The following is a 24011-nucleotide window of genomic DNA, read 5'->3' on the forward strand; positions in this document are numbered from 1 at the left end:
TGAATCCTTGTCAGGTTACGTTGAAGTCCGTGGGGAACAGGGTGACACCCAGCGAGGTGGTGAAGGTGAGCGCACCGTGCTCATCTTCTTCGAGGGAAAACAGCAGAAATTCGCGACGGTCGGGCAGGCCCGTGTCGCGGGCATAAAGCATCGACAGGTGCTGGACGCCATAGCGCGCCTGCGGGCTGACCACCTGCTCAAGGAACGGGACCAGTTCAGCCTGCCCTTGAGCCTGGCCCCATTGGCGGGAGTAGAGGCAGCCTTCGTGCGTGTAGATCGGCAGGCCGACCTTGGACAGGCAGCCAACCAGCGCCTGCCGGTGCGCATCGTCGCGCACGGCAATGGCGCTGTGGTAGCCGAACAGCACGGTATCGCCCGGCTGGCTGCCGTGCATCAGCACCTGCAGCCAGTAATCTTCGTCGTCCAGGTAATAACGCAAAAGGCGTACGGACTGGCCAAGGTCGACCTCGCCGCAGGCCCATACCGTTTCCGGGCCGGGGAGCTGAAGTTCAGAGTAACCGTCGAGCAACGGCTCAAGCGTTGGAGCAGGCGTGAAGGTACTGCCAAAACGCAGGTCGAAAGGCGGGCTGGCCCGATTGAAAAGCGACATCAATTACTCCCTGGGGTCGCGGCGTTCCTTGCTGGGGGCGACACCTTAACGGGTTTCAATACCTGGGCCAATACTGACGGTGTGAGCATTCTTTTCGCTGGAAATGTGGTGTAACTACTGGCCTGGGCGCCGGTTTGCCGGCGATGCCCCAGCGTGCTGCGCAGCCCAAGCGACAGCGCCCTGAGCCTTGCACAGCGCTTCAGACCATTCACGATGCCGGTGGGAGTAGGTCTTGAGCAACGATTCGTTAAGACTTTTTCCATACTCCGTTAACGTAATTTTCACGATCCGCCCTCTAGCGTCTCTGCCTTTCCGGCAGCCCCCTTTTCTGGCTGCCGCCATGGTTACGAGGCACACGTGGCAAACACCGCATCCCCATCCACATCCAAGCGCGTGGACTGGGCCGGCCTGGGCTGGCTCCTGCTGTTCTTCTGGTATTTCTCCGGCGTCACCCAGGCGTTGCTGCTGTTCAGCGGTACCACCGGTTTCGCTGGCTTCCGCGATGCCCTGTTCCTCAGCACCCTGTGGTTCGTCCCGGTCCTGCTGCTGCCACGCCTCACCCGCACCCTCGCCGCCGTGATCGGCGTGGTGTTGTGGGCCGCCTCGCTGGTGGGTTTGAGCTACTTCGGCATCTACCACCAGGAATTCTCGCAAAGCGTCATCTTCGTGATGTTCGAGTCGAACACCGCCGAAGCGGGCGAATACTTCAGCCAGTACTTCAGCATTGGCCTGATGCTCGGCCTGCTGGCCTACACCGTGGGCGCCGTGCTGCTGTGGACCCGCGTGCGCCCGGTCACCCTGCGCCTGCGCAGCCGCATCCCGGTGGTGGTGCTGTTGCTGGTCGTCAACCTGGTGCTGCCGTTCTACAAGCAGATGGTCACCCAGGAACGCAATTTCGCCGACGCCGTGGAAAAAGTGCAGCAACGCATGGAGCCTGCCGTGCCCTGGCAGCTGGTGGTCGGTTACCGTCAGTACCTGCAGCAGCTGAACAACATGCAGAAACTGCTGGCCCAGAACGCTGCCCTGCCGCCCCTGCAGAACCTGCAGGACAGCAGCGGCGACGCCCCGCGCACCCTGGTGCTGGTACTTGGCGAGTCGACTACCCGCGAACACATGCACCTGTACGGCTACAACCGCGACACCACCCCCAACCTGGATGCCCTGGCCGCCGACAAGAGCCTGACCGTATTCCGCAACGTGGTGACCCCGCGCCCCTACACCATCGAGGTGATGCAGCAAATCCTCACCTTTGGCGACGAGGAACACCCCGACCGCTTCCTCACCGACCCGTCGCTGATCAACCTGATGAAACAGGCAGGCTACAAGACCTTCTGGATCACCAACCAGCAGACCATGACCAAGCGCAACACCATGCTCACCACGTTCTCGCAGCAGACGGACGAGCAGGTGTACCTGAACAACCAGCGCAACCAGAACGCCAGCCAGTACGACGAAGTGGTACTGCCACCGTTCGATAAGGCCCTCAAAGACCCGGCGCCGAAGAAGTTCATCATCGTCCACCTGCTGGGCACGCACATGGACTACCGCTACCGGTACCCGGATGCCTACCAGCACTTCACTGATCGCAAAGGCGCGCCGGCTGCACTGACCGATGACCAGGTAGAAACCTACAACTTCTACGACAATGCCGTGCGCTATAACGATTTCGTGGTGTCGAGCCTGATCAAACAGTATTCGGCGACCACGCCCAACGGCTTCTTGCTGTACCTGTCCGACCACGGCGAAGACGTCTACAGCTCCGGCAACCACGACCGCCTGGGCCGCAACGAAGGCGCGCCAACCCGGCCGATGTACACCGTGCCGTTCCTGCTGTGGACATCACCGAGCTGGCAGGCCGAGCACCCGCGTGACCTGCAGTCGATGGCCAACCGTGCCTACAGCAGCTCGCACCTGATTCATACGCTGTCGGACCTGGCAGGGTTGAGCTACGACCGGTACGAGCCGGCCAAGAGCCTGGTGAGCACGCAGTTCACGCCAATGCCGCGCTGGATTGGCGACCCGTACCGCAAGGATGGGTTGCATGAGTTCGACCAGCTGCCGCAGGACACGGCGGGGCAGGCTCAGCAGACTGCGGCCAATTCCCAGCAGTAACGAGCGGACGGCTACCCACCGCTCTGAAGGCCGATGGCGAGGTCTCTGACATGCCATCGGCCTTTTCTTTGTCCAGTCGCTGCGCAACGCATGCCAGCAGCTTTACTTGATATCAACACAGCGGCAGAACACACGGCGGGGAAAACACACCATGGGCGAACTCGAAGCATTCAACCGCTCCCTCTTCCTGCTGATCAACGCCGGCAGTGACACGCCGCACTGGCTGATACTGCTCGCCATCGGTATAGCCAAGGGACTGATCTTTCTGCTTCCCGTGCTGATGATGGGGTTCTGGTTGTGGGGGCATCGTGGCGAACGCAGGCTGGTGCTCAAGGCGACGCTGATTACAGTGATTGCGTTGGTCGTCAACCAGCTGATCTGGGCGGTCTGGCCGCATCCACGGCCATTCATGATCGGGTTGGGGCACACGTGGATGCTGCATGCACCTGATTCGTCGTTCCCGAGCGACCACATGACCGTGTTCGGCTGCATCGGCTTGACCCTACTGCTCGACGGCTTGTCGGGTTGGGGCGCGATCATCCTGCTGACCGGGCTCAGCGTCGCCTGGGCGCGGGTGTTCCTTGGGGTGCACTTCCCGCTCGACATGCTAGGCGCGATGATGGTCTCGCTATTGGTTTACACAGGGTTCTCGCCTGTCTGGCAGCGTATTGGCCGGCCTGTCACCGAACTGGCGGAACGGTGCTATCGCAGCCTGATGGCGGTGCCGATCAGGGCGGGTTGGCTGCGGGGCTGAGGTAAAACCGACATTGCGTCGCCATCCTGGCTGTCGGCAGGCACGCGCTTGCCACTCTTGGTAAACTAGGGCAGCTCTTCCTGAAGGCCGATCCGGCGAGGACACTGACCACGCCATCGGCCTTTTTCCTTGTTTCGATCGTTGCCCTAGAAACCAATGTCCTAGGCTCTGCCTGAAAAAAGCCGTCGCATACACCGCAAGACACAAGCTAGCGAGACCATCGCGGCATAACTTTTTGCGAGCTTGTGGAAGCGCGTGACGATTCGGCGCTTCTCTTTCAGCCAACCAAACATGCATTCGATGATGTTGCGCTGTCGGTATTTGGGCCGGTCGAACAGTCTGGGTAAGCCAGGCTTGGGCTTCGAGCATGTGGATTTTGGTTGTCAGGCCGCCACGGCTGCGGCCTAGAGCGTGATCGGCAGGCTCGTCAGCCCCCCTTTTTTCCGCGCTCCAGATGAAGCACGGGTTGTTCTAACAGCAGTCGAATCGATCATCCAGGTGCGGGGATCGATCAAGCCTTTGTCATTGAGCCTGAGGTGCAATCGTCTGAGCATTTGATCGAACGTTCCGCGATTTCGCCAGACTCGGAAGCGGTGATAGACCGTCGCCCAAGACCCGAAACGCTCTGGCATATCTCGCCAGGCTGCTCCTGAGCAGAGCACCCAGAGCACACCATTGAGCATCAAGCGATCACTGCTGCGGGGGCCTGCCCCCTAACGTGGGCTGCCGTGAAGAGATCGGCGACTACTGCCCACGCTTGATCCGAGAGTTCGTACCGCTTTGCCATTACAGAATTCCTTTCCGTAGATGGTCGGCTACTGTACAGAACCCAAACGGTTCCACGGCCACATTTGAGTTTCTTGGGATTTCAGACAGAGCCTAGGCTCGAAACAAGCCAAAAGAGCGCACGAGGCATTCGTATTGCCGATCTGGCGCAATACGTGGATCAACAGCGAGAGGCTGCCCTCAAGGAATGTGCGCAATTGAACAAGACGCTTCGGGCCGGATAATCGGGGATTGCACCTCGCCGGCAAGGTGCCGGTGGCCGTCGACATCGTCGACGATTAACCCGGACCTGCCTTTGGCGAGGGCAGCTAACGACCCATGGCGGACATCGCCAGAATGTCCGCCATGGTCGACAACGCTACTTCGGCATCAACACCGTATCGACCACATGAATCACGCCATTGGCCTGCATTACATCGGCGATGGTGACCGCGGCCTTACCACCTTTCGCGTCCATCACCCAAAGCTGGCTGCCATGTAGCATGACGGTTAGAGGTTCACCCTGGACGGTTTTCAGCATGATCTTGCCGCCGTGTGCCTTGGCCTCGGTCATCAATTGCTTGGCAGTGAGGGTGCCGGACACAACGTGGTAGGTCAGTATCTTGGTCAGATCCGCTTTGTGCTCAGGTTTCACCAAGGTGTCGACTGTACCAGCAGGTAGCTTGGCGAAGGCTTCGTTGGTCGGTGCAAAGACAGTGAAGGGACCTTTACTGTTGAGGGTGTCCACCAGACCCGCTGCTTTGACAGCCGCCACCAGCGTGGTGTGGTCTTTGGAGTTCACCGCGTTTTCGACAATGGTATTGTTGGGGTACATCGGCGCACCGCCGACCATAAGCGGGCTGGCGGCGAAGCTAGGGGATGCCGTCAGGCAGAGGGCGACTAGGCAGGTCGCGGTAATACGTTGAACAAAGGTAAGCATGATGCGTCTCCTCGATTCTTTGGCCTTCGGATGAAGGTGAGGAATATACGGAGCAGCAACCCGGACGGATGCATCACAACGACGATATTTTTCCTTGAGCGATGACTGGCCCGGTCGGCAGCCCGGTCGGCGAGCCTTTCAGAGGCTCCAGAGACACCGCCAGCACCGCACCGTCGGTGAGTGCTCCAGCAAGCTCCGAAGGCACGGTCAGTGCGGTGGCTGCATTGGCCGCCAAGAGACCGAGCGAACGTGGCGTGCCATCGCCGCCGATCACCCAGGCCTGGGCAGTACGGTATCTCCAGGTGGTGGTTCGGGTGGGGACGAACAGCACGCTGGTGCCACCGGTTTGAACCGTCGCGGCGAACAGTGTAACCCCGTCGCTCTGCTCAAGGCGGGCAAGCATTGCAGGCTGCGTTGGATGTGGCGGTTGTACGAGCGTGATAACGCTTGCGAGCAGGCAGGCCGCCAGAGCCGCCGAGGTCCAGCGCCAGAACCTGAGGCTGCGCCACCAAACCGGTCGTTCGCGCTGCGGCTGGCCGATTACTGGGAACAGTTTCGCCTCGATCGCCTGCCAGACATGCGCTGGCGGGCTGACCTCAGGCATTCGATCAAGCCAGCACGCAAAGTGAGACTGCCATGCTGCAATTGCCGCCTGAGCATTGGGGTCCCGTGCAGCAATGGCCTCGACCTGGGCGCGGTCCTCGGCGCTGAGCACGCCCAGCACGTATTCGGCGATCAACTGATCGCGTTCGTCGGATGGCACACCTTGCTCGTTCATAGGCCCAGGCACCCACGCAAGACCAGCAGCCCCCGACGGATCCAGCTTTTCATGGTGCCCAGCGGGATACTGTGGCGTTCGGCCAGTTCGGCATACGAGCAGCCCTCGAAGAATGCCACGCGGATATAGCGTTGCTGATCCTCCGCCAGCGTTGCCAGGCAGCGATCGATCGCATTGCCCTGGCGTTCGCGCTCGATGCTGTCGATGACCGTGTCCTTGGCAGCCCATTGCGTGGCGGCTTCGAGTGGCTCGTGTACACGCCGGGCGCGTCGCCGGTCGATGGCCTTGTGCCGAGTGATGGTCGCCAGCCATGTGTAGGCACTGGCGAGCCCGGGGTCAAAACTGGAAGCCTTGAGCCAGATACTGGTGTAGGCCTCCTGCAGCACCTCTTCTGCCTCGGCGCGATTGCCCAGGTAGCACAGGCAGATCCCGAACAGTCGGGCCGAAGTGGCGCGGTACAAAGTTTCGAAGGCCAGGCGGTTACCGCTGCCGCAAGCCTGCAGTAGCACATCCTGTGCCTGGGCTTCGGTTTCCCGTGGGGCGGACTCCGCAGTGTTCGGTCTGATAGGCAAAGGGGGCGGTCTCCTGCGGCGCATTCAACTACTCTAGCCTGCTTTGCAGGCGCTGCTCGGGTGGCCATGGCGCAGCTTTTTTTTCCATCCGGTGCATCCAGTTCTACCGTTGGCGGGTATTGCTGAATGGGCGGCCTGTGACTGCCCAGCCAAATAACCTGTAGGAGCACTACACATGAGCCTCAAACCCTCCGCCTGTCTGCTCGCCTGCTGCCTCGCCCTGGCGCTGCAACCCGCTCACGCCCAATCCGCGGTGCCAGATGCGGTCAAGGTCCCCGATGGCCATCGCGTCTTGCTCGAGACCGTCGGCGTCGGCGAAATCACCTACGAATGCCGCGACAAGGCCAACACGCCCGGCCAGACCGAATGGACCTTCGTCGGCCCCAAGGCAGTGCTCAATGATCGCGCCGGTAAACAGGTGGGCGATTACTTCGGCCCGCCCGCTACCTGGCAGGCCAAGGATGGCTCGAAAGTCACGGGCACCCAGCTGGCGGTGGCACCGGCGGACAAAGGCGCCATACCCTACCAACTGGTCAAGGCCAACCCGGCCGAAGGCAAAGGCGCCATGCAAGGGGTCAGCTATATCCAGCGCCTGGCCACCCGCGGCGGCGTGGCGCCGACAAGCGACTGCACAGCGCAGAACAAAGGTACCAAGCAAGTCGTCCAGTACCAGGCCGACTATGTGTTCTGGACAGCCAAGTAAGATGCACTTGAGCAGACACCTTGCAATCGTTCATCTACGCTCGTTGGCAAGCCCCCGGCTGGATGGCCGGGGTACCTTGCATGACACAAGGAAGCTGCACACATTGAATTCGCCTGTCGCCCCCTTCGACTTCCACCGCTGCCTGGAGGCCTGCGCACAGGGCGACCGGCGCGCCCTGCAAGCACTTTACGACCACGAAGGCGCACGCCTGCTGGGCGTTGCTCGGCGCATCGCGCGTGACGACGCCAGCGCAGAAGATATCGTCCACGACGCGTTTATCCGCATCTGGACCCGCGCCGCTAGCTTCGACCCGGCGCGCGGCTCGGCACGCGGCTGGATCTACAGCATCACCCGCCACCTGGCATTGAATTCGATCCGCGATTCCCGCCGCGAAACGGTGCTGGACGAAGCCGATATGGATACGACGCCCACATTGCACGGGGGATTCGATGACATTGACCTCTGGTCAGGGTCGGCGAAGATCTACCGTTGCCTCGAAAAACTGCAGCCTGCACCGCAGCGTTGCATCCTGCACGCCTATGTGGACGGCTGCAGCCACGCCGAAATCGCTGGGCTTCTGGGGGCGCCCTTGGGCACCGTCAAAGCCTGGATCAAGCGCAGCCTCAAGGCATTACGGGAGTGCCTGGAATGAAGCCGGATACTGCCGAGGAACTGGACAGCCTCGCTGGCGAGTTTGTGCTGGGAACCCTGTCGCCACAGCAACATGCCACAGTGATTGAGCGCCTGGGCAGCGATCCGGCTTTGCGCGCCGCCGTGGATGCCTGGGAGGCTCGTTTGCTGGAGCTGACCGCGCTGGCTGCGCCGCAACCAGCAAGCGCTCGCCTATGGGGCCGTATCCAGCGCAGCCTGAGTGAGCTGGCCGCACCCGCCGTACAACAGCGAGTCAAATGGTGGCGACGCCTCGGCCTGTGGCAAGGGCTGAGTGCTGCGGGGCTGGCTGCAAGCGCGGTCCTGGCGTTTACCTTGCTGACTGCACCCCCGCCCACCACTCAATTCGTGGTGGTATTGGTGGCGCCGAGCAGCCAGACCGCCGGCTGGGTGGTGCAGACCAGCGACAGCCGCATGATCGAGCTGATCCCGCTTGGCCAGGATGTTGTCCCCGAAGGCATGGCCCTTCAGTTCTGGACCAAGGGTGAACAGTGGCGTGCCCCAGTTTCACTGGGCCTGGTCAAGCCCGGAGAGCCCTATCGTGTTCCGCTACAGAGCCTACCACCGCTGGAGGCCAACCAGTTGTTCGAGCTTACATTGGAGAAATCCAGCGGTTCACCTACCGGGCTGCCGACGGGGCCGGTTAAGTTCATTGGCCGCGCGGTAAAAGTGATTTGAGGAAAAAAGGTCTAGAATCACTGACTGCTTTGGATCGAGAGCAGCCGTTCGCGACTGATTCCAATCGACCCACAGCCGATGCCTACCACCAGAAAGCGCATATAGAGGTAGCATCGTTACCCACCCGCCTAATCAGCCCGGGCGCCGAGTTTAACCGGTGCCTGAATGATCTGATCCAGCCACTTCCAGCCTTTACCCATCCCCTCGCCCACGCAAATGGGTATACCGCCGCAGCGAGTTCCAATCACGGTGACCGGATACGCATGAGACCCTCGGTATGTCCCAGTCCATTTCAAACAACCGACTCACCCCTTCGTGACGCAAGTCGTGGAAGTGCAGATCCTCTATCCCTTTCATCTTGCATGCTTTCGACCAGGCTGTTCCGATTGAATCCGTGTTGTAAGGGAATATCTCGCGACACGCTCTGGGCATGCTCTGCACGATGATCCACGCCTCATCCGGCAAGTAACACCAGACATCGTTGCCGATCTTCTGACCAGGGTTTTTCATGTCCGGCACCTTCACTGCCTGTCGGTGCTCATCGAGATCTTCCCACCGTAAGCGTGTGATCTCGTCCATTCGGCGGGTCGAAAAGATCGCGAACGCTACTACCTTGGGCATGTGGATGACGCTCGGACGCCGCTGCAACATCTCGAAGAAGTGCTCCATCACCTTATCGATCTCATCGAGCGAAGGACGCCGATCCCGCTCTCGGCTCTTCAGGTTGTAGCCGAACTTCTTCAGCACGAGGCGCGCATCTGGCATTGCTTGCGCGTCAATCTCATACCCCCACGCCGCCCTGGCCAGGGACAGCACCGACCCCAGGCCAAATCATTGCCGGCCGTCTGCGGCTTAATGCCTCCACCTTCAGCACTCATGCGCCAAAGCGCATAGTCCACCAGCACCTGCTGGGTGAGGTCAGAATCCACCTTCTCACCCAGGTAGCTGTTCTTGATGGCATTCAACGTGCGCCGCTTCGTCTCGCCCAGCGGCCGGGCTTTCTCGGCCTCGACCAGGTAGCGGTCGATCATCTGCTTGACCGTGTGCCCTACCCCGCTCGCCCGCCCGATTGCACCAGGTTCCGCCAACTCGGTTTCCCGTCGCTTCGCCCAGGCCACCGCCGCCTGTTTGCGGGCGAACGTCTGGCTCTCTTGGTAGACTGTCACCTTGTCGCGGTTGATGCGGATCTGAGCTGTGTAGCTGATGGAGCCGTCGGCCTTCTTGCGGGGCCTGATCGTTGCCATGAGAATTGGTACACGTCCTGATTCGATTGGTACATTGTACAAAGCGCTTGGTAAAAACGCCCCAAAACCCCCGAAAATCGGTACGAAACACGTTGAACGAAATCACTGCAAAATCAGGTGCTAAGCCAGATACCACGCGCCCTGAGCCGTCCAGACGCTTCAGCGTTGCCCCCATGATGGATTGGACTGACCGCCACTGCAGGTTCTTCCTGCGCCTGCTCTCCAAGCAAACCCTGCTCTACACCGAAATGGTCACCACCGGCGCCTTGCTGCACAACGACGCCCACCGTTTCCTGCGTCACGACGTCTCTGAGCACCCGCTGGCTCTGCAGTTGGGCGGCAGCGTGCCGGCCGAGCTGGCCGCTTGTGCCAAGTTGGCCGAGGAAGCTGGCTACGACGAGGTCAACCTCAACGTTGGCTGCCCGAGCGACCGGGTGCAGAACAACATGATCGGCGCCTGCCTGATGGCCCACCCGGCGCTGGTCGCCGATTGCGTGAAGGCCATGCAGGACGCGGTATCCACGCCCGTGACGGTGAAGCACCGCATTGGCATCAATGGCCGCGACAGCTATGCCGAGCTGCGCGATTTCGTTGGCCAGGTGCGAGAGGCCGGTTGCCGCAGTTTTACCGTGCATGCGCGGATCGCGATTCTCGAAGGGCTGTCGCCGAAGGAAAACCGCGAGATCCCGCCGCTGCGCTACGACGTGGCCGCGCAGCTCAAGGCTGACTTCCCGGACCTGGAGATCGTGCTCAATGGCGGGATCAAGACCCTGGCGCAATGCCAGGCGCATCTTCAGACCTTCGATGGCGTGATGCTGGGGCGCGAGGCGTACCACAACCCTTACCTGCTGGCCGAGGTGGATCAGCAGCTGTTTGCCAGCGAAGCGCCGGTGGTGAGCCGCAGCGAGGCACTGGAGCAACTGCGGCCTTATATCGTGGCGCATATGGAGAGTGGCGGCGCTATGCATCACATCACCCGGCATATCCTGGGGCTTGGCCAGGGGTTCCCGGGTGCGCGGCGGTTCCGGCAGCTGTTGTCGGCGGATATTCACAAGGCGGCGGAGCCGCTGAAGGTGTTTGATCAGGCGGCGGAGTTAATGCAGGGGCGGTGAGGCTGGGGCTGACAGGCGCTGCAACACTCAAGGCGAACCCCCAGGGAACCTCACGCCACCTCCTGACTCGAATCATCACCGTCGGCACTTCTGCCCCGCCCCACTGGCCTCTTGAGCGCCCGTCGGGCCTCGGGTAATGTCGAGTAAATGCACAGGACAGAGCACGCCCATGACCTCCAAGCTGGAACAACTCAAGCAGTTCACCACCGTGGTTGCCGACACCGGGGACCTGGATGCCATCACCCGCCTCAAGCCGGTCGATGCCACCACCAACCCCTCCCTGCTGCTCAAGGCCGCGGCCATCCCGGGCTACGCCGAGCTGCTCAAGCAAGTGAAGGCCGATGCCAAGGGCGATGTAGACCTGGCCTGCGACAAGTTCGCCGTGGCTGTGGGCGCGGGCATTCTCAAGGTGATTCCCGGGCGTATCTCCACCGAAGTGGATGCGCGCCTGTCGTTCGATGAGCCGGCACTGCTGAACAAGGCACGCCAGCTGATCGGCCTGTACGAAGCCGCAGGGGTGTCGAAAGACCGCGTACTGATCAAGCTCGCCTCCACCTGGGAAGGCATCCGCGCCGCCGAGAAGCTGGAAAAAGAAGGCATCCAGACCAACCTGACCCTGCTTTTTTCCTTCGCCCAGGCCCAGGCCTGCGCCGACGCCGGGGTGTTTCTGATTTCGCCATTCGTGGGCCGCATCTACGACTGGTACAAGAAGAATACCGGCCAGGAATACGTCGGCGCCGAAGACCCGGGCGTGCAGTCGGTCACGCGCATCTACAACTACTACAAGGCCAATGGCTACGACACCGTGGTCATGGGCGCCAGCTTCCGCAACCTCGGCCAGATCGAACAGCTGGCCGGGTGTGATCGCCTGACCATCAGCCCGGACCTGCTGGACAAGCTGAGCAGCGACCAAGGCGAACTGCCGCGGGTTCTCAAGCCGGGCAATGCCGGTGAAGCCAGACAGGTGCTGAACGAAAGCCAGTTCCGCTGGGCGATGAACGAAGATGCCATGGGCACCGAGAAGCTGGCTGAAGGTATTCGCCAGTTCGCCCGGGATCAGGAAAAACTCGAGAAGTTGATGGGTGAAAAAGCCTGATACATCTAAGGTTTGCCAGGCGGGCGGGAAATGTTCAGCATTTTCCGCCCGTTTCGTTTCAGCGGGCTGTGAACGCGTTCCGAACCCAAAGGCAAAATGACCTCATCCCCCTTGCCCCTCGTACTCTCCGGCCCGGTACTGCGCCGCCTTGAACCGCAAAGGCTGGCCATCTGGCTGGTCGGCAGCCAACCCCTGCAACCTGAATTCATCTTCGACGGCACCGCCCAGGTCGATTGCCAGGTCGTCGCCGTTGGCCAGCACGCCTTCGTTCACCTGTTGGACGTCCACTTCGCCGAGCCCCTGCCGCGCAACGTCGCCATCGCCTATGACCTGCTGATCGACGGCCAGGGCGTTGCCGGCTGGGCCCCGCACCTGCTCTACCCCGGCAGCCAACGCCCCAGCCTGGTGCTGCGTGACCGCCTCGATCAGCTGCTGCACGGGTCCTGTCGCAAACCGCATTACCCTGCCGCCGACGGCCTGCTCTGCGCCGACCGCCTGCTGCAGGCCTGCCAACGCCCGGAGGACCGCCCCGCCGTGCTCTTGATGAGCGGCGATCAGGTGTATGCCGACGACGTCGCCGGCCCGATGCTGCGGGCCATTCACTCGCTGATCGAACGCCTGGGGTTGTTCGACGAAGCGCTGGATGGCGCAGTCGTGACCGACAGCCAGGCGCTCTACCGGCATGCTGCCAGTTACTACCATCGTGCCGACCTGCTGCCGGCCCAGGCCCGCAACGAAACCCTGCGCGAACGCTTCTTCGGCGGCAAGCGCAAACCGATATTCTCTTCCAGCAATGCCGACAACCACCTGGTGACCTTAGCCGAGGTCATGGCCATGTACTTGCTGGTATGGGCGCCCGCGCCCTGGCACCTGGTGGACCTGGGCATGCCTGCCGGCCTGAGCCAGCATGACCAGGCGCGCTACCATACGGAACTGCCGCTGATCGAAGCTTTCGCCGCCAACCTGGGTGACGTGGCACGGGTGATGGCGCACCTGCCCTGCCTGATGATCTTCGATGATCACGACATCACCGACGACTGGAACCTCTCCGCGCAATGGGAAGAAACCGCCTATGGCCACCCCTTCTCGCGACGAATCATCGGCAACGCGTTATTGGGCTATCTGCTGTGCCAGGCCTGGGGTAACGACCCGGATGGCTGCAACACGCTGATCGGGCGGTGCCAGGCGCTGAGCCAGCAGCAGGACGAGCTGATCAGTGAGCTCCTGCGCTTCCAGGGCTGGCAATACAGCCTGCCCAGCGAGCCGCCGCTGCTGGTGCTGGACACCCGCACCCGCCGTTGGCGCAGCGAGAGCGACCTGGGCAAGCCGTCCGGCCTGCTCGACTGGGAAGCGCTGTGCGAGCTGCAGCAGGCGCTGCTGGACCATCCTTCGGCAATCATCGTGTCACCGGCTCCGGTCTTTGGCGTCAAGCTGATCGAGACCGTGCAGAAGGTGTTCAGCTGGCTGGGCTACCCGTTGCTGGTGGATGCCGAGAACTGGATGGCCCACCGCGGCGCAGCGCAGGTGATCCTCAACATCTTCCGCCATTCGCGCACGCCGGGGCACTACGTGATCCTCTCGGGCGATGTGCATTATTCATTCGTCTATGAGGTGCTGATCCGCCATCGCCAACGCAGCCCGCACCTCTGGCAGGTGACCAGCAGCGGGATCAAGAACGAGTTCCCGCGGCGCTTGCTGAACGTGCTCGACAGGCTCAACCGCTGGTTGTACTCGCCACGTTCACCATTGAACTGGTTTACCAAGCGCCGGCAGATGGAGGTTGTGCCCCGCCCACCCAGCCGCAGCAAGGCCGGGGAGCGGTTGTGGAATGGGGCGGGGTTGGGGCAGGTGTTCTTCGATGAGCAGGGGCGACCGGCGCGGGTGCTGCAACTGAGCGCGGATGGCAGTGAGGCGACCGAGTTCGCACAGCGAGAGTGACTTGCCTGGTGAGGTTGTGGAGGCCTTGCTGGCCTCTTCGCGGCTAAAGCCGCTCGTACAGGGATCTCACCTGCCTTGAGGTCTGTGGAGGAACTGTGGGAGCGGCTTTAGCCGCGAAGGGGCCAGCGCAGGCTGCAGATCAGGTGCGCTCCAGCGCATTCACCAGGTCATGGAACGCTTCGCGGTTGGAGTCATTGAGCCCCATGAGAATCTTGTGCGCCTCCAGCACCTTGGAGCGTACTACATCTTCGTTCTGATCCTGCGACGGCAGGTCGGTCAGGCACTCAGGGCGCGGCACCGGGCGGTCGACGATGTTGAACACCTGGTCGAAGCCCATCGATTGCAGCAGCCGCGAAATATCCGGGTTGGTGGTAACCACGGTCGGCAACAGGCCCACCTTCTGCCGCGACAGGATCGACAGCTTGGCCAGCAGGCCCAGGGTGGTGCTGTCGATGCTTTCGGTTTCGGTCAGGTCGATGACAATGGTCGAGAAGTTCAGTGCGGTGAAAATCTTCTCGATCGTCGCATCCAGCGCCGAACACAGGGTCAGGCGCACTTCACCGACGAATTTCAGCACAAAGGTACCGCTCTGCTCGGCGAACTGGATTCTACCGGTACTCATTGAAGGTTCCTGCTCAACACCAATAGGGCGATATCATCCGGCATCTCCCCAAGCGTAGCCAATCCGAATCGTTGGCGCAGCCCATCCAGGCTACCCCCCGCCGCCTTGACGATATCCGGCAAGGCAGCTTCTTTATCTTTGAGCGTATGCCCCGGCAAAAGGTCCAGAATGCCGTCGGACATCAGGCTCAGGCTGAACTGCGGCGGCAGCTCGATCACCAAGTCCTGGTAGCTCGCTTCGTCGAACAACCCTACCGGCAGGCCTCGGCCTTCCAGGTAGCGGGCTCCGCCGGGGGTAAACAGCACCGGCAGCGGCAGGTGGCCGCCCACGGCATAGGTCAGCAGGCCGGTTTCTTCGTCGATCACGCCACCGACCATGGTCACGTGCTTGCCCAGCTTGCAGTTGATCAAACCACGGTTGATGTGGCTGAGCACTTCCGAAGGCTTGAACTCGCGTAGCTTGCTGTTGCGCTTGAATTCGAACAACAGCCGTGTGGTCATGAACTTCAGCAGCACCGTGACGAACGCCGACGACGCGCCGTGCCCGGAGACATCGGCCAGGTAGAAGGCAATGCGCCGCTCATCCACGCGGAAGTAGTCGACGAAATCGCCCGACAGGTACAGCGATGGAATGATCTGGTGCTCGAAAGAGAACTCGCCGAGCTTCCAGGGGCTTTCTGGCAGCATGTTCATCTGCACTTGGCGACCAGCGGTCTGGTCCTCCTGCAACAGGTGCAGGCTGGCCTCCAGTTCGCGGTTGGCCGCTTCCAGCTTGTCGCGGTAGCGCTGGTTTTCCAGCACCAGGCGCGAACGGTCAAGCGCCCGGCGTACCGAGTGCTCGAGCACGGCCAAGTCTTCCAGCGGCTTGATCAGGTAGTCGGCGGCCCCCAGGCGCAAGGCCTCGACCGCGTCGCTCATCACGCCGGCACCCGAGACCACGATCACCGGCAACTGCGGCGCACGCTCGCTGATCTGGCGGATCAGTTCGAGGCCGCCCATCTGCGGCATGCGCAGATCGCAGATCACGAGGTTGGGCTGGTGTTCTTCAAAGACCTGAAGCCCCTGCTGGCCATTTCCGGCCTGGAGGACGCTGAAGCCACTGTCTTCCAGATAGGCGGCGAGGCTCGCACGGACCACGTCGTCATCATCGATGATCAGCAGCGTTGCACTGATTTTCTGCATGTGGGCGAACGGCGCCGATTTGGGGTGGTGCAGGGGCGTCTGCAAGGCTGACATCCAACTGCTGGAATACTCTGTAGTATCACTCTACTTGAGTTGTAGGCCAAGAACGCGGCCCAGGCAACCAGTCGAGCTACCTCGTAAGGCGCAGACGGTACTCCCATCCGCCAGGCGTTTCAAGCATACGTCGGTCGAGTTCGCTGCTCTTTACAGGGTAAATCACCGAGAGTTATAAAAACGCCAACCAGTACTACCTATTGGGAAGGATGCAGCATGCCTCACACGCCCACCAGCCACAGCGAAAAACGCGATTTCATCCGCATGCGCATCGACACCGAGGTCAGCCTGCTGCATGAGGGGCAGGTCATCGCGGCGATCTGCCTGGACCTTTCCAGCGGCGGCATGCAGGTGCAGGCGCCGCAGCAATTCAAGGTGGGTGACCCCTTGGAGGTGCGCATCGAATCCGATCACCCCGCACTCAAGGGCTTGCATGCCACCACCGAAGTGGTGTGGATCGCCAATCAACCCGGCGGGCAGCAGAAATTTGGCCTGCGCATCCTGGCCATGCATTGAGCTGAAATGAAAACGGCGACCCGAAAGTCGCCGTTTTCATACATGCCAGGATCAGAAGTCGTCTTCGACTTCGCCATCCTTGACCTTGAACTCGCGGTTCTGCAGGTAGGCATTGCGGATGAAGATGTACTTGTCTCCCTGGATCAGCTTCTCGGCCGACAGCAGGCTGGCGCGCGTGTCGACTACGTTGAGGGCGAAGATCGAATTACGCACCGGCACATCGTTGATGTATCGGTAGGGTTCGGTATAGGAGTCCGGGTACTTGGCCAGGCCGTCACGCACGGTGCTCGGGCCGAGTAGCGGGATCACGACGTATGGACCGCTGGGCACGCCCCAGTGACCGAGGGTCTGGCCGAAGTCTTCGTCGTTGCGCTGCAAGCCCATCTTGCTGCCGACATCGAAGAAGCCACCGATGCCGAACACCGTATTGACGATCAGCCGCGCCGTGTCGACGCCTGCCGCATGGGGCTTGAATTGCAGCACGTCGTTGGCCAGGTTGGTGACATCACCAACGTTGTTGAACATGTTGTGGATGCCATCCTGCAAGAACTGCGGGGTGACCCACTGGTAGCCCTTGGCCAACGGCTTGAGGCCATAGGTATCGATCGCATCGTTGAAACGGAAGATCGGGCGGTTGACCGCTTCCCAGGGATCTTCCTCGGTGGCGGCATGGGTGGCTGCCACGGGCGCCAGCAACAAGCTGGCGCAGACACAGGCCTGGGTGACTCGTTCGATCACACCGGCACCGATCCTACGCATAGATGTTTCTCCATCGAAATTCTCGGTCGCAAACGCCACGTGAGCGCTGCTGTACGGCGGCAGTATAGAGCCTTGTACGCTGATAAACAGCCTTACACATTTTTGCTCAATAATTTGTGAACAACTGTTGCCCGTCACGGCACGGTAACAATCGTCCAATAGCCTGCGGACTATTTCAGGGACGTTACCATGCTCGCTGCACCCGCCATTACCGCTGTGCTGTTCGGCCTGCGCGGTTGCCTGGTCCAGGCCACCGACGGCAACCCCCTGCCCGCCCCTGGCGCCCTCGAAGCCCTGGCCGGCCTGCGCCACGCCCAGGTGCCGTGCATCTGGCTGGACGATCTCGGCAGCCTGCAAAGCAGGCGCCTTGCCAGCGTTCTCCCCGCCTGGCTGCCGGGCCACTCGGTCAATGGTGTGCACTGGCCGGCGCCAAACGCCTGCTGGCAGGCCTTGATGAGCCTGGGCAGCGAACGCCTGGAAGGTTGCGTGCTGGTCAGCGGTGAGCCAAAGCTGCTGCAATCTGGCCTCACCGCCGGCTTGTGGACGGTGGGCCTGGCGGCCTGCAGCCCCTCGTGCGACGCCTCCACCAGGCAATGGCAGGCCATGACCCAGCAAGAGCAGGACCTGGCGCGTGGCAAGGCCACCCTGGGGTTGTTCAGCCTGGGGGTACATTCGGTGATCGACCACCTCGATGAACTGGACGCCTGCCTTGCCGACATCGCCCTGCGTTGCAGCAAGGGCGAAAAACCCTGACACAGCGCCATTGATGTCGATCATGCAAAGCGCCAGCGAGTGGATTACGCTAGGAGACAGGCGAGAACCTTTGCCGCTTCGCTGAGGTCCATGCCTTGCCAAGCCATTGATGGAGAACAGCCAATGCCTGCCCGCGAATTGCAAGAGCGCTTGAACAGCCTGCGCGAGCAACTGGACCGCAACATACCGCTTACGGATGAAGAACTGGCCGCCTTGCACGAAGAGGCCAGGCAGATCGAAGCGCAGTTGAAGCTCGAGGAAGCCACGCCGGACAACAACGTGGTTGACGGGGTGAACCTGGCGATCGAACGTTTCGAGGCCGATCACCCGGACTTGACCGCGACACTGCGCAGCATCGCCAACTCGCTGCACAGTATGGGGATCTGAAACATCTGGGGCCGCTTTGCGGCCCCGATTACATGCAAATTACTGCCGAACCAGCCGCCGGTTCGCCGGGCTGATCGCTCCGGTGCTGCGGTACGGGTTGATATCCAGCCCGCCGCGGCGTACGTACCGCGCATACACCGTCAGGTGCTCAGGCTGCAGCAGGTTCTTCAAGTCCAGGTAAATCCGCTCCACGCACTGCTCATGGAAGTCGGCATGCTGGCGAAAGCTGATCAGGTAGGTCAGCAGGCTGGCATGGTCAAGCGCCCTGCCCTTGTACTCGACCACCACGCTACCCCAGTCCGGCTGGCCGGTCACCGGGCAATTGGATTTGAGCAGGTGGCTGTGCACGGTCTCTTCGACAATGCGCTCCGGGTGGCAGCTCAACAGCTCCGGTTGCGGCTGCTCGTAGTTGTCGATCGCCACATCCAGCGCATCGATGCACTGCCCAGGCAACGCGACCACGCCTTGGGCCTCCACTTCTGCCAAGGTCCGCACCTGCACATCGACGGGTTTGCCAGCGACCGCCGACAGGTCCTTGACCAGGCACGCCTGGAGCTCGCCGATCGAGGCAAACACGGTCTGATTCAACGAGTTGAGGTAGAGCTTGAACGACTTCGACTCGATGATGTTCGGCGAATCGGCCGGAATGGCGAACTCGCCGATGGCCACCACCGGTTTGCCCGAGGGCAGCAGCCACGACAGCTCGAAGCAGTTCCAGTAGTCCACGCCCTGCCACGGCAAAGTCTGGGCAGTCACACCCAGCTCAGCCCACTTGGCCGTGCGCGGGATCGGGAACAGCAGCGAGGGCGTGTAGGTGGCGATGTATTCGCTGGACTTGCCCAGCGGAGAGTGTTCGGCGGCGGGATGCATGGAAACTGACCTGGAGGTTCGAAATTGCCCCTAGTCTACCGGTTTTGCACCCCGCCTTGGAGTGCCAGTCACTCGATGGTCAGCTCACCGACCATACCGGCCTGGTAATGCCCCGGCACGTTGCAGGCGAATTCGATCGGCGCCGACTTGCGGAACGTCCAGGTCAGCTCGGCGCGCTGGCCAGGCTGCAGCAGCACGGTATTGCCGCCGTCGTGGCCGTGGGCACCGTGGTCCATCGGCTTGGCGGGTGCGTGGCCCATCTGCGAATGGTCCATGCCCTCATGCTGCATGGCAGCGTTGTACATGTTGCCCTGCATGGCGATCATTTCCTTCTGGTGTTCGGCATGCATGGCCTTGTCACCGAGGTTGAACTCATGGGGCAGCTTGCCTTCGTTGATCAGCACGAAGCGCACGGTCTCACCGACTTTGACGTGCAGGTTCTTGGGCTCGAAGGCGATGTCCTTGAGCACCACTTCGACGGTGCGGGTGGCCTTGGCCGCCGGAGCGGGCTCGCCGAAAGCGAAGGCTTTCGCCTCGCCAGCCAGGGTGGACAGGCTGGCCAGGGCCAACGCAGCGGCGACGAACAGGTGCTTCATGATGACTCCGAAAGATCACGGCGGGATGAGACCACTCTAGAAAGGCACGGCTGGCGGTTAGCTGACGGGGAGATTACAACTTTGTCAGCTTGGCCGAGGCACAAGTTAGTCACGTATCATTTCTGCCATTACATCTCCCCCTGTGGGAGCGGGTTTACCCGCGAATGCTCTAGTGAACGCACCGACGCATTCGCGGGTAAAACCGCTCCCACAAGGAACCGCGTCAACCCTCTGATTGTGGATTGAGCATGAAACTGCTGATCGTCGAAGACCAGGCCCGCACCGGCCAGTACCTGAGCCAGGGCTTGAGCGAAGCCGGGTTTGCCACCGAACTGGCCACCGACGGCGAAACCGGCCAGTACCTGGCCCTGACAGGCGACCACGACCTGCTGATTCTCGACGTGATGCTGCCCGGGCGTGACGGCTGGCAGATTCTGCAAGCGGTGCGCTCTGCCGGGCTGGACACTCCGGTGCTGTTCCTTACCGCCCGCGACGCCGTCGAAGATCGCGTGCACGGCCTTGAATTGGGCGCCGATGACTATCTGGTCAAGCCCTTCGCCTTCTCTGAGCTGCTGGCCCGGGTACGCAGCCTGCTGCGCCGGGGCGCCAGCCCCAGCCAGGACACTACCCTGGGCCTGGCCGACCTGCGCCTGGACCTGATCCGCCGCCGCGCCGAACGGGCGGGCACACGCATCGACCTGACCGCCAAGGAGTTCGCCTTGCTCGAACTGCTGCTGCGCCGCCAGGGTGAGGTGCTGCCCAAATCGCTGATTGCCTCGCAAGTGTGGGACATGAATTTCGACAGCGACACCAACGTGATCGAAGTGGCGGTCCGCCGCCTGCGCCTGAAGATCGACGACCCGCACCCGAACAAGCTGATCCATACCGTGCGCGGCATGGGCTACGTGCTCGAAGAGCGTCACGACTGATGCGCAGGCTTTCCCTCGGCACGCGCCTGGCGCTGCTGTTTGCCGCCTGTACCGCCGCCGTGTCGCTGGGCGCTGGGCTGCTGTTCAACCGCGCCAGCGAGCAGCATTTCATCGAACTGGACCAGCAACTGCTGGAGTCGCGCCTTTCTCTGTTTCGCAGCCAGCTCGCTGGCCTGCAGGGGCCTGGTGAATTGCAAGGCCGCCTGCCTGCCCTGCGCAACGAGCTGAGCCATCAGGCAGACCTGGCGCTGCGCATCGCTGGCCGCGACGGTGCGACCTGGTTCGCCAGCCGTGACAGCCTGCCCAGCACGCCGTCAACGCCGGGGCTTACGACCCTTCACGCCGACGGCATCGATTATCGAAGCCTGTCTGTGCCGCCGGACGCTCAGACGCCTGCGCAACTGACGCTGTTTCTCGACATCACCCATCACCAGCACTTCTTGCAGGGCATGCAGCGCCTGATCTGGCTCACCGTCGGGCTGTCGGCGCTGGCCACCGCCCTGCTCGGTGCCTGGGCCGCACGCAGTGGCTTGCGCCCCTTGCGCCAGATGGGCCGGGTAGCCGCCAGCGTGTCGGCGCGCTCATTGACCACGCGCCTGCCGGTGGCGCAGATGCCCGAGGAGCTCGCGGAACTGGCCACGACCGTCAACGCCATGCTCCAGCGCCTGGACGACGCCTTCCAGCGCCTGTCGGCGTTCTCCGCCGACATCGCCCACGAGTTGCGCACGCCGCTGTCCAACCTGCTGACCCACACCCAGGTCACCCTCACCCGCCCGCGCAGCCTGGAGGAGTACCGCGAGGCACTGCATGGCAACCTCGAGGAACTGCAGTGGATGGCGCAGATGATCAACGACATGCTGTTCCTCGCCAAGGCCGACCACGGCTTGTTGGTGCCTGGGCAAACAGCCCTGGCCCTGCACGATGACGTGGACGCATTGCTGGAGTACTACGCACCGCTGGCCGAGGACAATGACGTGCAGCTGCTGCGCGAAGGCGAGGCGGTACTGCAGGGGGACCGGCCCATGCTGCGCCGGGCGCTGTCGAACCTCCTCGACAATGCCTTGCGCTTCACACCCAGGGGCGGGCAGGTACGGGTAACCTTGGGGCCGGGTTTGCGAATCTGCGTGGCCAATACCGGGGTAGCAATCGAAGCGGCGGCGTTGCCGCGCCTGTTTGATCGGTTTTACCGGGTGGACCCGGCGCGGCGGGAAGGCAGCAGCGAACATGCGGGGTTGGGGTTGGCGATCACCCGTTCGATCGTGCAGGCCCATGGCGGCAGCATTTCGGTGCAGAGCCAGGGGGGCTGGACACGCTTTGTGATCGAATTACCTGAAACCAGGTGAAAGCGGGGCTGCTTTGCAGCCCCGCAGCTCAGGCAGACATCAAACTGCCAGGCCTATCGCCGGCTGTACCTGCGACGCCCGGTAAGCAGGATAGATGGTCGCCAGGAAGCTCATTACCAACCCGGCAGCACAGATCATCAGCACATCCCCGCCCTGCAGCTCGGACGGCAAGCTGCTGACGAAGTAAACATCCGAGGTGAAGATGTGCTGCCCGCTCACCCGCTCCAGCCAGCCGACGATCTGGCTGACATTGAGCGCTGCAAGTACCCCGAACACACCGCCGATCAGGGTGCCGACAATGCCGATCAAGCTGCCCTGGACCATGAACGTGCCCATGATCTGCGCTGGCGTGGCGCCCAGGGTACGGAGGATGGCGATGTCCGGCCCCTTGTCGTTCACCACCATGACCAAGGTGGCGATGATGTTGAATGCCGCCACCGCGATGATCATCAGCAGCAACAGGCCGATCATGGTCTTTTCCATCTTCATCGCGCTGAACAGGCTGCCCTGGGTGTGCGACCAGTCGTCGGCACGGTAGCGATCGCCCAAGCTGGCAGCGATCGCCTTGGACACCTGTGGCGCGGCATACAGGTCATGCAGCTTCAGGCGCACACCCTGGACCTGGCCCGGCGCCCAGCGCTGCATTTCACCGGCATCGGCCACGTGCATGTAGGCCTGCGAGCCGTCCAGTTCGGCACCGACCTTGAAGATGCCGACCACGGTCAGGCGCTGCATGCGCGGGGTGATGCCCCCTGGCTCCTTGCTGATTTCCGGCACGATCAGGGTCAGCTTGTCGCCCGTATTGAGGCGGAAGCGCCGTGCGGTCAGTTCACCGATCACCACACCGTACTCACCCGGCTGCAGGTCCTGCAGGCGACCCTGGACGATGTGCTGGCCGACGATCGAAACCTTGCCTTCCTCGGCCGGGTCGATGCCGCTGACCTGGATCGGCTGCATCGCGCCCTTGTAGGAGAGCATGCCTTCCATCTCGGTGATCGGCGCAGCGGCCATCACCGCCGGGTTCTGCAGCGCAGCATCGGCCGCCTTGTGCCAGTCGTCCAACGGTTGCACACCAAGGATCGAGGCATGCGGCACCAGGCCGAGAATGCGCGAGCTCATTTCACGCTGGAAGCCGTTCATCACCGACAGCACCACGATCATCGCCAGCACGCCCAGCGACAGGCCGATCATCGAGGTCATCGAGATGAACGAGATGAAGTGGTTGCGGCGCTTGGCCCGGGTATAGCGTGCGCCGATGAAGATGGGCAAGGGTCTGAACATGTAGGAAACACCCAATTAAAACGGGAAAACGGGGCAGCGCTGCCACCCCGTGCACTCGGTCAGATCGCCACCAGGTGGCCGTCGTCGAGCTTCAGCACGCGGTCCATCTGGCGCGCCAGGTTGAGGTCGTGAGTCACCACCAGGAAGGCGGTACGCGACGCACTGGACAGCTCCTGCATCAGTTCCTGGATGCCTTGGGCGGTGTGATGGTCGAGGTTGCCGGTCGGCTCGTCGAGCATCACCAGGCCCGGGCGGTTGACCAGGGCGCGGGCGATCGCCACGCGCTGGCGCTCGCCACCGGACAGCTCGGCCGGCTTGTGGTGCAGGCGATGGCCCAGGCCGACCCGCTTGAGCAACGCCTCGGCACGCTCACGGGCTTCCGGGATGGCAGTGCGGCCGATCAGCAGCGGCATGCACACGTTCTCCATGGCGGTGAACTCTGGCAACAGGTGGTGGAACTGGTAGACGAAACCCAGCTCGCGGTTGCGCAGCAGGCCGCGGGCGCGCTCGCCAAGGGCCGACAGCTCTTCGCCGGCCAGCCATACGCTGCCCTGGGTCGGCCGGTCGAGGCCACCTAGCAGGTTGAGCAAGGTGCTCTTGCCCGAGCCCGAGCTGCCGACGATGGCCACACGCTCACCAGCGTGCAGCTCCAGGTTGAGCCCGGACAGCACCTGCACCGACTCCGGGCCCTCGTCGTAGGACTTGCCCAGGTTGCGGCAACTCAGAACGGCTTTATCACTCATGCGCGA

The 24011-nt window shown here is 62.2% G+C and carries 24 protein-coding genes and 3 pseudogenes; 14 read left to right on the forward strand and 13 right to left on the reverse strand.

Annotation, left to right across the window (positions count from 1 at the left end; genetic code table 11):
- Window positions 1–10: 10 nt before the first annotated feature.
- Complete coding sequence (locus ACTORR_RS05335; RefSeq protein WP_313365173.1) at window positions 11–610, reverse strand: DUF2491 family protein; 600 nt, start codon at window positions 608–610, stop codon at window positions 11–13.
- 357 nt (window positions 611–967) lie between these two features.
- On the opposite strand from ACTORR_RS05335, the gene ACTORR_RS05340 reads away from it, so the two are divergent.
- Together ACTORR_RS05340 and ACTORR_RS05345 are read left to right on the forward strand one after the other, a co-directional pair.
- Window positions 968–2722 (forward strand): phosphoethanolamine transferase CptA, encoded by a 1755-nt coding sequence (locus ACTORR_RS05340; protein ID WP_313365172.1) that lies wholly within the window; start codon window positions 968–970, stop codon window positions 2720–2722.
- Between the two features lie 151 nt (window positions 2723–2873).
- On the forward strand, window positions 2874–3476 hold the full coding sequence (locus ACTORR_RS05345; protein ID WP_313365171.1) for a phosphatase PAP2 family protein: 603 nt from the start codon (window positions 2874–2876) through the stop codon (window positions 3474–3476).
- A 161-nt stretch (window positions 3477–3637) separates the two neighbouring features.
- Here the strand turns inward: ACTORR_RS05345 and ACTORR_RS05350 are convergent.
- Window positions 3638–4263, reverse strand: a pseudogene (locus ACTORR_RS05350) (IS5 family transposase).
- 94 nt (window positions 4264–4357) lie between these two features.
- On the opposite strand from ACTORR_RS05350, the pseudogene ACTORR_RS05355 reads away from it, so the two are divergent.
- A pseudogene (locus tag ACTORR_RS05355) lies at window positions 4358–4486 on the forward strand (pyocin activator PrtN family protein); the annotation flags it as partial.
- A 134-nt stretch (window positions 4487–4620) separates the two neighbouring features.
- Here the strand turns inward: ACTORR_RS05355 and ACTORR_RS05360 are convergent.
- The 3 genes from ACTORR_RS05360 to ACTORR_RS05370 all read right to left on the reverse strand — a co-directional run bounded on the left by ACTORR_RS05360 (window position 4621) and on the right by ACTORR_RS05370 (window position 6531).
- Window positions 4621–5181: a fasciclin domain-containing protein gene (locus ACTORR_RS05360; RefSeq protein WP_313365170.1), complete on the reverse strand. Its 561-nt coding sequence runs from the start codon at window positions 5179–5181 to the stop codon at window positions 4621–4623.
- Window positions 5182–5254: 73 nt separating this feature from the next.
- Entirely contained in the window at window positions 5255–5959 is a 705-nt protein-coding gene (locus ACTORR_RS05365) for an anti-sigma factor (protein WP_313365169.1), read from the reverse strand.
- Window positions 5956–6531, reverse strand: a complete 576-nt coding sequence (locus ACTORR_RS05370) for a sigma-70 family RNA polymerase sigma factor (RefSeq protein ID WP_312662102.1) — start codon at window positions 6529–6531, stop codon at window positions 5956–5958. The genes ACTORR_RS05365 and ACTORR_RS05370 overlap by 4 nt, the downstream gene beginning before the upstream one ends.
- Before the next feature lie 175 nt (window positions 6532–6706).
- On the opposite strand from ACTORR_RS05370, the gene ACTORR_RS05375 reads away from it, so the two are divergent.
- From ACTORR_RS05375 to ACTORR_RS05385, 3 genes are all read left to right on the forward strand, one after another.
- Entirely contained in the window at window positions 6707–7234 is a 528-nt protein-coding gene (locus tag ACTORR_RS05375) for a DUF3455 domain-containing protein (RefSeq protein WP_312662099.1), read from the forward strand.
- A gap of 103 nt (window positions 7235–7337) precedes the next feature.
- Complete coding sequence (locus tag ACTORR_RS05380; protein WP_103449850.1) at window positions 7338–7886, forward strand: sigma-70 family RNA polymerase sigma factor; 549 nt, start codon at window positions 7338–7340, stop codon at window positions 7884–7886.
- Window positions 7883–8581: an anti-sigma factor gene (locus tag ACTORR_RS05385; protein WP_313365887.1), complete on the forward strand. Its 699-nt coding sequence runs from the start codon at window positions 7883–7885 to the stop codon at window positions 8579–8581. The genes ACTORR_RS05380 and ACTORR_RS05385 overlap by 4 nt, the downstream gene beginning before the upstream one ends.
- A 128-nt stretch (window positions 8582–8709) precedes the next feature.
- Here ACTORR_RS05385 and ACTORR_RS05390 read toward each other — a convergent pair.
- Window positions 8710–9825, reverse strand: a pseudogene (locus tag ACTORR_RS05390) (site-specific integrase).
- 101 nt (window positions 9826–9926) lie between these two features.
- Here ACTORR_RS05390 and dusA point away from each other — a divergent pair.
- From dusA to ACTORR_RS05405, 3 genes are all read left to right on the forward strand, one after another.
- Window positions 9927–10937 (forward strand): tRNA dihydrouridine(20/20a) synthase DusA, encoded by a 1011-nt coding sequence (gene dusA, locus ACTORR_RS05395; protein WP_441344118.1) that lies wholly within the window; start codon window positions 9927–9929, stop codon window positions 10935–10937.
- 169 nt (window positions 10938–11106) lie between these two features.
- A complete protein-coding gene (tal, locus tag ACTORR_RS05400; RefSeq protein ID WP_313365966.1) occupies window positions 11107–12033 on the forward strand; it encodes a transaldolase in 927 nt (308 codons plus the stop codon).
- A gap of 96 nt (window positions 12034–12129) precedes the next feature.
- Window positions 12130–13971 (forward strand): alkaline phosphatase D family protein, encoded by a 1842-nt coding sequence (locus tag ACTORR_RS05405; protein WP_441343574.1) that lies wholly within the window; start codon window positions 12130–12132, stop codon window positions 13969–13971.
- A gap of 139 nt (window positions 13972–14110) precedes the next feature.
- On the opposite strand, the gene rssC is transcribed toward ACTORR_RS05405, so the two are convergent.
- On the reverse strand, window positions 14111–14593 hold the full coding sequence (gene rssC, locus ACTORR_RS05410; protein WP_027919583.1) for an anti-sigma factor antagonist RssC: 483 nt from the start codon (window positions 14591–14593) through the stop codon (window positions 14111–14113).
- Window positions 14590–15774, reverse strand: a complete 1185-nt coding sequence (rssB, locus tag ACTORR_RS05415; RefSeq protein WP_313365566.1) for a two-component system response regulator RssB — start codon at window positions 15772–15774, stop codon at window positions 14590–14592. The genes rssC and rssB overlap by 4 nt, the downstream gene beginning before the upstream one ends.
- A 270-nt stretch (window positions 15775–16044) precedes the next feature.
- Between rssB and ACTORR_RS05420 the strand changes: the two genes are divergently transcribed.
- Window positions 16045–16344 (forward strand): PilZ domain-containing protein, encoded by a 300-nt coding sequence (locus tag ACTORR_RS05420; protein ID WP_262108512.1) that lies wholly within the window; start codon window positions 16045–16047, stop codon window positions 16342–16344.
- A 51-nt stretch (window positions 16345–16395) separates the two neighbouring features.
- On the opposite strand, the gene ACTORR_RS05425 is transcribed toward ACTORR_RS05420, so the two are convergent.
- Window positions 16396–17103 carry an MlaA family lipoprotein gene (locus ACTORR_RS05425; protein ID WP_054883510.1) on the reverse strand — a complete coding sequence of 236 codons (708 nt, stop codon included), beginning with the start codon at window positions 17101–17103 and terminating at the stop codon, window positions 16396–16398.
- Window positions 17104–17292: 189 nt separating this feature from the next.
- Between ACTORR_RS05425 and ACTORR_RS05430 the strand changes: the two genes are divergently transcribed.
- Window positions 17293–17856, forward strand: a complete 564-nt coding sequence (locus ACTORR_RS05430) for a phosphonoacetaldehyde phosphonohydrolase-related protein (RefSeq protein WP_313365565.1) — start codon at window positions 17293–17295, stop codon at window positions 17854–17856.
- Window positions 17857–17979: 123 nt separating this feature from the next.
- A complete protein-coding gene (locus tag ACTORR_RS05435; RefSeq protein WP_054883508.1) occupies window positions 17980–18243 on the forward strand; it encodes a DUF4404 family protein in 264 nt (87 codons plus the stop codon).
- A 39-nt stretch (window positions 18244–18282) separates the two neighbouring features.
- Here the strand turns inward: ACTORR_RS05435 and queF are convergent, their stop codons facing one another.
- Both queF and ACTORR_RS05445 read right to left on the reverse strand, forming a co-directional pair.
- A complete protein-coding gene (gene queF / locus ACTORR_RS05440; RefSeq protein WP_262108514.1) occupies window positions 18283–19113 on the reverse strand; it encodes an NADPH-dependent 7-cyano-7-deazaguanine reductase QueF in 831 nt (276 codons plus the stop codon).
- A gap of 68 nt (window positions 19114–19181) precedes the next feature.
- A complete protein-coding gene (locus ACTORR_RS05445) occupies window positions 19182–19709 on the reverse strand; it encodes a cupredoxin domain-containing protein (RefSeq protein WP_313365564.1) in 528 nt (175 codons plus the stop codon).
- 248 nt (window positions 19710–19957) lie between these two features.
- Between ACTORR_RS05445 and cinR the strand changes: the two genes are divergently transcribed.
- Entirely contained in the window at window positions 19958–20638 is a 681-nt protein-coding gene (gene cinR, locus ACTORR_RS05450) for a two-component system response regulator CinR (protein ID WP_054883505.1), read from the forward strand.
- A complete protein-coding gene (locus ACTORR_RS05455; RefSeq protein ID WP_177332329.1) occupies window positions 20638–21981 on the forward strand; it encodes a heavy metal sensor histidine kinase in 1344 nt (447 codons plus the stop codon). The genes cinR and ACTORR_RS05455 overlap by 1 nt, the downstream gene beginning before the upstream one ends.
- Window positions 21982–22020: 39 nt before the next feature.
- Here ACTORR_RS05455 and ACTORR_RS05460 read toward each other — a convergent pair whose 3' ends face one another.
- Both ACTORR_RS05460 and lolD read right to left on the reverse strand, forming a co-directional pair.
- Window positions 22021–23262, reverse strand: a complete 1242-nt coding sequence (locus ACTORR_RS05460) for a lipoprotein-releasing ABC transporter permease subunit (RefSeq protein WP_054883504.1) — start codon at window positions 23260–23262, stop codon at window positions 22021–22023.
- Between the two features lie 59 nt (window positions 23263–23321).
- Complete coding sequence (gene lolD, locus ACTORR_RS05465; protein ID WP_176506135.1) at window positions 23322–24005, reverse strand: lipoprotein-releasing ABC transporter ATP-binding protein LolD; 684 nt, start codon at window positions 24003–24005, stop codon at window positions 23322–23324.
- Window positions 24006–24011: the final 6 nt, after the last annotated feature.

Source organism: Pseudomonas sp. SAR267, from assembly GCF_052077595.1.
GTDB lineage: Bacteria > Pseudomonadota > Gammaproteobacteria > Pseudomonadales > Pseudomonadaceae > Aquipseudomonas > Aquipseudomonas vlassakiae.